Source organism: Streptomyces sp. NPDC087422, from assembly GCF_044744145.1.
Lineage (GTDB): Bacteria > Actinomycetota > Actinomycetes > Streptomycetales > Streptomycetaceae > Actinacidiphila.
This window is the reverse complement of sequence record NZ_JBIUXT010000016.1, coordinates 175,927-182,439: the sequence shown is the minus strand read 5'-3', so window position 1 is coordinate 182,439 and position 6,513 is coordinate 175,927. Positions and strand designations below refer to the sequence as shown.

The window sequence follows — 6,513 nt, the reverse complement described above, 5'->3', positions numbered from 1 at the left end:
CCCCTGAACGCCCACCGGTCGGGCACCGTCATCGGCCTCAAGGCCGAAGTCGGCACCTCCGTCTCCTCCGGCGCCGTCATCTGCGAAATCAAGGACTGACGCCACAGCACGCACGAAGGCGGTACGGCAGCGGCCGTACGTACGAAACGCCGGTGGGGCCGGTCACGACGACCGGCCCCACCGGCGTTCGCGCGCCGGTCCACGCACGCGGCTCCGTACCGTCAACACGGTCAGCAGAGCCCTGTCAACGGGTCACCGTCAGCGCAGGGACACCGGTTTCGGGCTGCGCAGCGCCAGGACCAGGGCGACGGACAGGGCGGTGAAGACCGCGGCGGCGGTGAAGGCGGCGGTGGCGCCGTGGATGAACGGCTCGCTGTGCGCGTGGCGCGAGACGGTGCCGAACACCGTGACCAGGATGGACAGTCCGAGGCTGCCGCCGACCTGCTGCATCGTCTGGAGCAGCCCGGACGCGGAGCCCGCCTCCTTCGGCTCGACGCCGGAGAGGATGAAGGTGTTGAGCGGCATCATCGTGAAGCCGACGCCGACACCGATCAGGATCAGCGGGCCGAGGATGCCGCCCGCGTACCCGTCGGACGCGTTGAGCGTGGAGAGCCAGACCGTGCCGCCGACGTTGAACAGACCGCCGGTGGCGGCGACGCGCTTGGCGCCGAAGCGGGCGAGGGCGCGCGGGGCGAGGCGGGCGGCGACGAACAGCGGTCCTGCCAGCGGCAGGAAGGCGAAGCCGGTCCGCAGCGGGCTGTAGTGCAGATACGTCTGAAGGTACTGGGTGGAGAAGTAGAACACGCCGAACATCCCGGCGGGGACGAGCAGCATGATCCCGTACGCCAGCGCGCGGTTGCGGTTGAGGAAGAGCCGCAGCACGACCAGCGGGCGCTCGACGCGGGTCTCGTTGATCAGGAACGACACGAGCAGGGCGGCGGCGATGACGAAGCTGGTCAGGGCGCGGGAGTCGGTCCAGTGGCTCTCGCCGACGCGGATGAAGGCGTAGACCAGCGAGGCCATGCCGAGGGTGCCGGTCAGGGCGCCGGCGATGTCGAACCGGCCGCCGGGGTGCCGCTCGGTCTCCTTGATGTAGCGCGGGGCGAGCAGCACGATGGCCAGGCCCACGGGGACGTTGACGAAGAAGACCCAGCGCCAGGAGCCCCAGTCGGTGAGCATGCCGCCGACGGTGAGGCCGATCGCGGAACCGGCGCCGGAGATCGCGGAGAAGACGCTCAGCGCGCGGTTGCGTTCCGAGCCCTCGGAGAACGAGGTGGCGATCAGCGCCAGGGTGCTGGGCGCGGCCAGCGCGGCGGCGGCGCCTTGCAGGCCGCGGGCGATGAGCAGGGTGGTGGAGTCGTTGGCGACGCCGCCGGCCACGGAGGCGAGGGTGAAGGCGCCGACGCCCCACATCAGCGCCCTGCGGCGGCCGATCAGGTCGCCTATCCGGCTGCCGAGCAGCAGCAGGCCGCCGAAGGCGAGCGTGTAGACGTTCAGCACCCAGGACATGCCGGTGGGCGAGAAGCCGAGATGGGTGCCGATGCCCGGCAGGGCGACATTCACCACGGTGGCGTCGAGCAGCAGCATGAGCTGCGTGCCGACGATGGCCACGAGGGCGATGAACGGTCGCCCGCGGGCGGGGGACGGAGTGCGGGATGCGGTGGAGAGCGCGCGCACTGCGGGTGTGGACATGCTGAGTAAGCCTCCAGCGGAGAGCAATAAACGGAGGGTTCCTCCGTTAACTATACGGAGACAGCCTCCGGTTCTACAATCGCTTTTGGTCGGACTTTGACGAACGATGGGTTCCGGCGAGCCGCGGGCACGGGTGGCGTGGGCGTGGTCAGCCGTGGACGTGGGCGCGCCGCGGGTACGGGCGAGCCGTGAGGACCGGCACTTCAGGAGGCATGACGCCATGCGGGCAGACGCGCAGCGCAATTACGACCGGCTGCTGGAAGAGGCCGCCCAGGCCTTCTTCGTGCACGGCACCGACGTCGCCCTGGAGGACATCGCGCGGCAGGCCGGGGTGGGCATCGGCACGCTGTACCGCCACTTCCCCGACCGCTACACCCTGATGAACGCCGTCTTCGAGCGGGAGCTGGTCAAGCTCAACGCGCGCGCGCAAGAACTGCTGGAGGAGCCGGACCCGGTCGACGCGCTCACCAAGTGGCTCTACGCGGTCGCCGTGCACTCCACCGCGTACCGCGGCCTCGCCAAGGCCATCATGTCCGCGCCGGACGCGAAGATGCCCGCGTGCAAGGCGCTGCTGCGCTCGTCGGGCGAGGCGCTGCTGCGGCGCGCGCAGGACGCGGGCGAGATCAGGCCGGACGCCACCATGTCCGACCTGCTCAAGCTGATCAACGCGATCGTGCTGACCGCGGAGAACAACCGGGAGGACACGGGGCTGTTCGTTCGCCTGATGACGCTGACCCTGGACGGCCTGCGGACCCGGCAGGACACCGGCCGCGGGGCCGTGGAGGACACCGGCCGCAGGGCCGTGAGGGAGACGGCCGCGGAGCCGGTCTAGGAAGCTCGGGCAGCGGGGAGCTCCGGTGGGCGGGGTGCCCTAGCGGCGGCGGACGTCCGCCAGCCGCGGGGTGGGCTCGGTGCCGCCGCCTCCGGCCAGCGACGGGCCGCCACCGGGCAGCGGCTGGGCGCTGCGCAGGGGCTGGGGCCGCCGGGGTCCTGGCAAAGGCTGGTCGTGGCGCGGACGTCCGGCGGCGATGGCGTCCGCGCCGGTCAGCGGCGCCACGGTGATCTGCACGCCGCGGTCGGCGAGCGCCTGGAGTTCGGTACCGGCCCGCTCGTCGCCGCCGGGCGGCTCGTCGGTGACCAGGTGGGTGATGAGGTCGGTGGGCACGGTCTGGAACATCGTGTCGGTGCCGAGCTTGGTGTGGTCGGCGAGGACGACGACCTCGGCGGCGGACTGCACCAGCGCCCGGTCCACGCTCGCGGAGAGCATGTTGGACGTGGACAGGCCGCGTTCGGCGGTCAGGCCCGCGCCGGACAGGAAGGCGCGGGAGACCCGCAGCCCCTGGAGGGACTGCTCGGCGCCGCTGCCCACCAGGCCGTAGTTCGACCCGCGCAGCGTGCCGCCGGTCATCACCACCTCGACCCGGTTGGCGTGCGCCAACGCCTGTGCCACCAGCAGGGAGTTGGTGACCACGGTCAGTCCCGGCACCCGCGCGAGCCGACGGGCCAGCTCCTGCGTGGTGGTCCCCGCGCCGACGACGATGGCCTCGCCCTCGTCCACGAGATCGGCGGCGAGTTCGGCGATGGCCGACTTCTCCGCGGTCGCTAGATGGGATTTCTGCGGGAAACCGGACTCCCTGGTGAAGCCACCGGGCAGGACCGCACCGCCGTGCCGGCGGTCCAGCAGTCCTTCGGCCTCCAACGCCCGCACGTCCCGGCGCACGGTCACTTCTGAGGTCTGGACGACACGGGCGAGTTCACGGAGCGAGACCGCCCCGTTCGCCCGCACCATTTCGAGGATCAATTGGCGACGTTCTGCAGCGAACACGGAACCGACAGTAACGCCAACGTCCGTCGGCTTTCAGCACTTTGCACCAGATGACGGAAGTCGTGCACAAAAGAGACCGGCGAGTGCTATACGCCGACCGTGCGTTCGCAAACGGCGCCTTTCCGGATGACGCGAGGGGCCGTCAGCCCAGATCCGCCTCGGCCGCCTTGCGGGTGTGCAACTGCCGTGCCACCTCGGCCACCGAGCCGGACAGCGACGGGTACACGGTGAAGGCGCTGGCGATCTGCTCGACCGTCAGATTGTTGTCGACGGCGATCGAGATGGGGTGGATCAGCTCGCTGGCCTTGGGCGCGACCACCACTCCCCCGACCACGATGCCCGTGCCGGGACGGCAGAACAGCTTCACGAAGCCGTCCCTGATGCCCTGCATCTTGGCCCGCGGATTGCGCAGCAGCGGCAGCTTGACGACATTGGCCACGATCCGCTTGTTGTCCACGTCGGCCTGCGTGTAGCCGACGGTGGCGATCTCCGGGTCGGTGAAGACGTTCGAGGAGACCGTCTTGAGGTTGAGCGGGGCCACCGCGTCGCCGAGGAAGTGGTACATCGCGATCCGGCCCTGCATGGCCGCGACCGACGCGAGCGCGAAGATCCCGGTCACGTCGCCGGCCGCGTACACGCCGGGCGCGCTCGTCCGCGACACCTTGTCGGTCCAGATGTGACCGGAGTCGGTCAGCTTCACGCCCGACTCCTCCAGCCCCATGCCCGAGGTGTTCGGGATCGCGCCGACCGCCATCAGGCAGTGCGTGCCCGTGATCACCCGGCCGTCGGCCAGCGCGACCTCGACCCGGTCGCCGATCCGCTTGACGGACTGGGCGCGGGAGCGGGCCATCACGTTCATGCCGCGGCGCCGGAAGACGTCCTCCAGTACGGCGGCGGCGTCCGGGTCCTCGCCGGGCAGCACCCGGTCGCGGGACGACACGAGCGTCACCGTGGAGCCGAGCGCCTGGTACGCGCCCGCGAACTCCGCGCCGGTCACGCCGGAGCCGACCACGATCAGTTCCTCGGGCAGCTCGTCCAGGTCGTAGACCTGCGTCCAGTTGAGGATGCGCTCGCCGTCCGGCAGCGCGTCCTCCAGTTCGCGCGGGCGCGCGCCGGTCGCCACGAGCACCGCGTCTGCGGTCAGCCGCTCGGTCGTGCCGTCCGCGGCCTCGACCACCACGCAGCGGCTGCCGTCGGCGGCGGTCTGACAGCCGTCGAGCCGCCCCCGCCCGCGCATCACCCGGGCGCCGGCCCGCGTCACGGACGCGGTGATGTCGTGCGACTGCGCGAGCGCCAGGCGCTTCACGCGTCGGTTGACCTTGCCCAGGTCCACCCCGACGACGCGCGCCGCGCGCTCCAGCGGCGGGGTGTCGTCGGCGACGATGATGCCGAGTTCCTCGTACGACGAATCGAACGTCGTCATCACCTCGGCGGTGGCGATGAGGGTCTTGGACGGTACGCAGTCGGTCAGCACCGACGCCCCGCCCAGGCCGTCGCAGTCCACGACGGTCACCTCCGCGCCGAGCTGCGCCGCCACCAGGGCAGCTTCGTAGCCGCCGGGTCCGCCTCCGATGATCACGATCCTTGTCACGTACCCCATTGTCCCGCACGCGCCAAGTGTTCTCCGCCAGGGGGCACGCTTGTCCGATCCGGGCGCCGTCGCCCGCCGTCCGGACACCCCGAAACGGCGTGCGGCCGTCCGCCGCGCGTGCTCCCGTACTCTCGTGGTCATGTCGCTCTACGCCGCCTACGCCAGCAACCTCGACGCGCGGCTGATGACCCGCCGCGCCCCGCACTCCCCCCTGCGCGGCACCGGCTGGCTCGACGGCTGGCGGCTCACCTTCGGCGGCGAGCAGATGGGGTGGGAGGGGGCGCTCGCCACGCTCGTGGAGGACGAGGACAGCCAGGTCTTCGTCGGGCTGTACGACATCGCGCCCGTCGATGAGGAGTCGCTCGATCGCTGGGAGGGTGTGCCGCTCGGTCTCTATCGGCGCGCCACCGTCCGCGTTCACACGCTCGACGGGGAGGTCGCCTCGTGGCTCTACGTGCTCAACGACTACGAGGGCGGGCTGCCCTCTGCCCGCTACCTCGGTGAGTTGGCTGACGCCGCCGAGTCTGCCGGGGCCCCGCATGACTACGTCATGTCCCTCCGCAAGAGGCCCTGCTAGCGCCTGGGCCTTTCCCGGCCGTGTCTTTTTTGCCCGCCCACCCACCCGTGCGGGTGCTTTTTCGTCTGCGGGTGCCGCCTGTGCCTGGTCGGTGCCGGTCCGGGGCACCTCCTCGAAATGCGGCTACCTGGCCCCGCGTATCCGGTGCCCTCCCTGTCACCGCATTTCTGCGGGGGCACCCCGGCCCGTCCCCTCCCGGTCCGTCGGCGTCCGCCTGTCCGGTGGGGGTTGCCGGGGTGGGTGTCCAAGACCATGAGGGCACCCCGAGCGTCCTCCACCCAAGGGGCTGCACGGCCCCTCACACGGTCCGCAGGCGGACAGGTGTCAGAGTCAGGCAGTCTCCGCCGATTTCCCACGGTGGAGGAACAACCGGGCGCCCCCACCGGTCTTTGACACCTCCCTCAGCCACAGCGCACAGGCACACGCCGACGTGCCCGAGCCCACCCACGTCCTCGCCGCCCCCAACCGGCAGGCGGACGCCGACGCACCCGAACCCACCCACCCCCCTCCGGCACCCCCACCGGACAGGCGGACGCGGACGGGCCCTGACCCACCCACCCCCTTCCCCGGCAACCCCCACCGGACAGGCGGACGCCGACGTACCGGGAGGGGACGGGGCGGGGTGCCCCCGCAGAAATACGTTGACGGCCGGGTGCCGGATTCGCGAAGGCCAGGTGATACGGATTTCGAGGAGGTACCCCGGACCGGCACCGACCAGGCACAAGCGGCACCCGCAGACGAAGAAAACACCCGCACGGGTGGGCGGGCGGGCAAAAACGGGGCCCTGCCGGAGGAGCCGCACTTCGTAAGCCCAGGGCACCGTCTACG

Annotated in this window: 5 protein-coding genes; 2 read left to right on the top strand and 3 right to left on the bottom strand. The window is 71.2% G+C overall.

The window, feature by feature from the left end; all coding sequences use genetic code 11:
* Window positions 1–258: 258 nt before the first annotated feature.
* Window positions 259–1,692, bottom strand: a complete 1,434-nt coding sequence (locus tag ACIO6U_RS34035) for a DHA2 family efflux MFS transporter permease subunit (protein ID WP_391163285.1) — start codon at window positions 1,690–1,692, stop codon at window positions 259–261.
* A gap of 220 nt (window positions 1,693–1,912) precedes the next feature.
* Between ACIO6U_RS34035 and ACIO6U_RS34030 the strand changes: the two genes are divergently transcribed.
* Window positions 1,913–2,524 (top strand): helix-turn-helix domain-containing protein, encoded by a 612-nt coding sequence (locus tag ACIO6U_RS34030; protein ID WP_355350344.1) that lies wholly within the window; start codon window positions 1,913–1,915, stop codon window positions 2,522–2,524.
* Between the two features lie 39 nt (window positions 2,525–2,563).
* On the opposite strand, the gene ACIO6U_RS34025 is transcribed toward ACIO6U_RS34030, so the two are convergent.
* Both ACIO6U_RS34025 and ACIO6U_RS34020 read right to left on the bottom strand, forming a co-directional pair.
* Entirely contained in the window at window positions 2,564–3,517 is a 954-nt protein-coding gene (locus ACIO6U_RS34025; RefSeq protein WP_391050564.1) for a DeoR family transcriptional regulator, read from the bottom strand.
* 142 nt (window positions 3,518–3,659) lie between these two features.
* The gene (locus tag ACIO6U_RS34020; RefSeq protein WP_355350338.1) at window positions 3,660–5,117 is read right to left on the bottom strand and encodes an NAD(P)H-quinone dehydrogenase; all 1,458 of its coding nucleotides are present in this window, start codon (window positions 5,115–5,117) and stop codon (window positions 3,660–3,662) included.
* 130 nt (window positions 5,118–5,247) lie between these two features.
* Between ACIO6U_RS34020 and ACIO6U_RS34015 the strand changes: the two genes are divergently transcribed.
* On the top strand, window positions 5,248–5,685 hold the full coding sequence (locus ACIO6U_RS34015; protein ID WP_355350335.1) for a gamma-glutamylcyclotransferase: 438 nt from the start codon (window positions 5,248–5,250) through the stop codon (window positions 5,683–5,685).
* Window positions 5,686–6,513: the final 828 nt, after the last annotated feature.

Coding starts and splice junctions, on each gene's coding strand:
- ACIO6U_RS34035 (WP_391163285.1), bottom strand. CDS start 1,692: ATGTCCACACCCGCAGTGCGCGCGCTCTCCACCGCATCCCGCACTCCG.
- ACIO6U_RS34030 (WP_355350344.1), top strand. CDS start 1,913: ATGCGGGCAGACGCGCAGCGCAATTACGACCGGCTGCTGGAAGAGGCC.
- ACIO6U_RS34020 (WP_355350338.1), bottom strand. CDS start 5,117: ATGGGGTACGTGACAAGGATCGTGATCATCGGAGGCGGACCCGGCGGC.
- ACIO6U_RS34015 (WP_355350335.1), top strand. CDS start 5,248: ATGTCGCTCTACGCCGCCTACGCCAGCAACCTCGACGCGCGGCTGATG.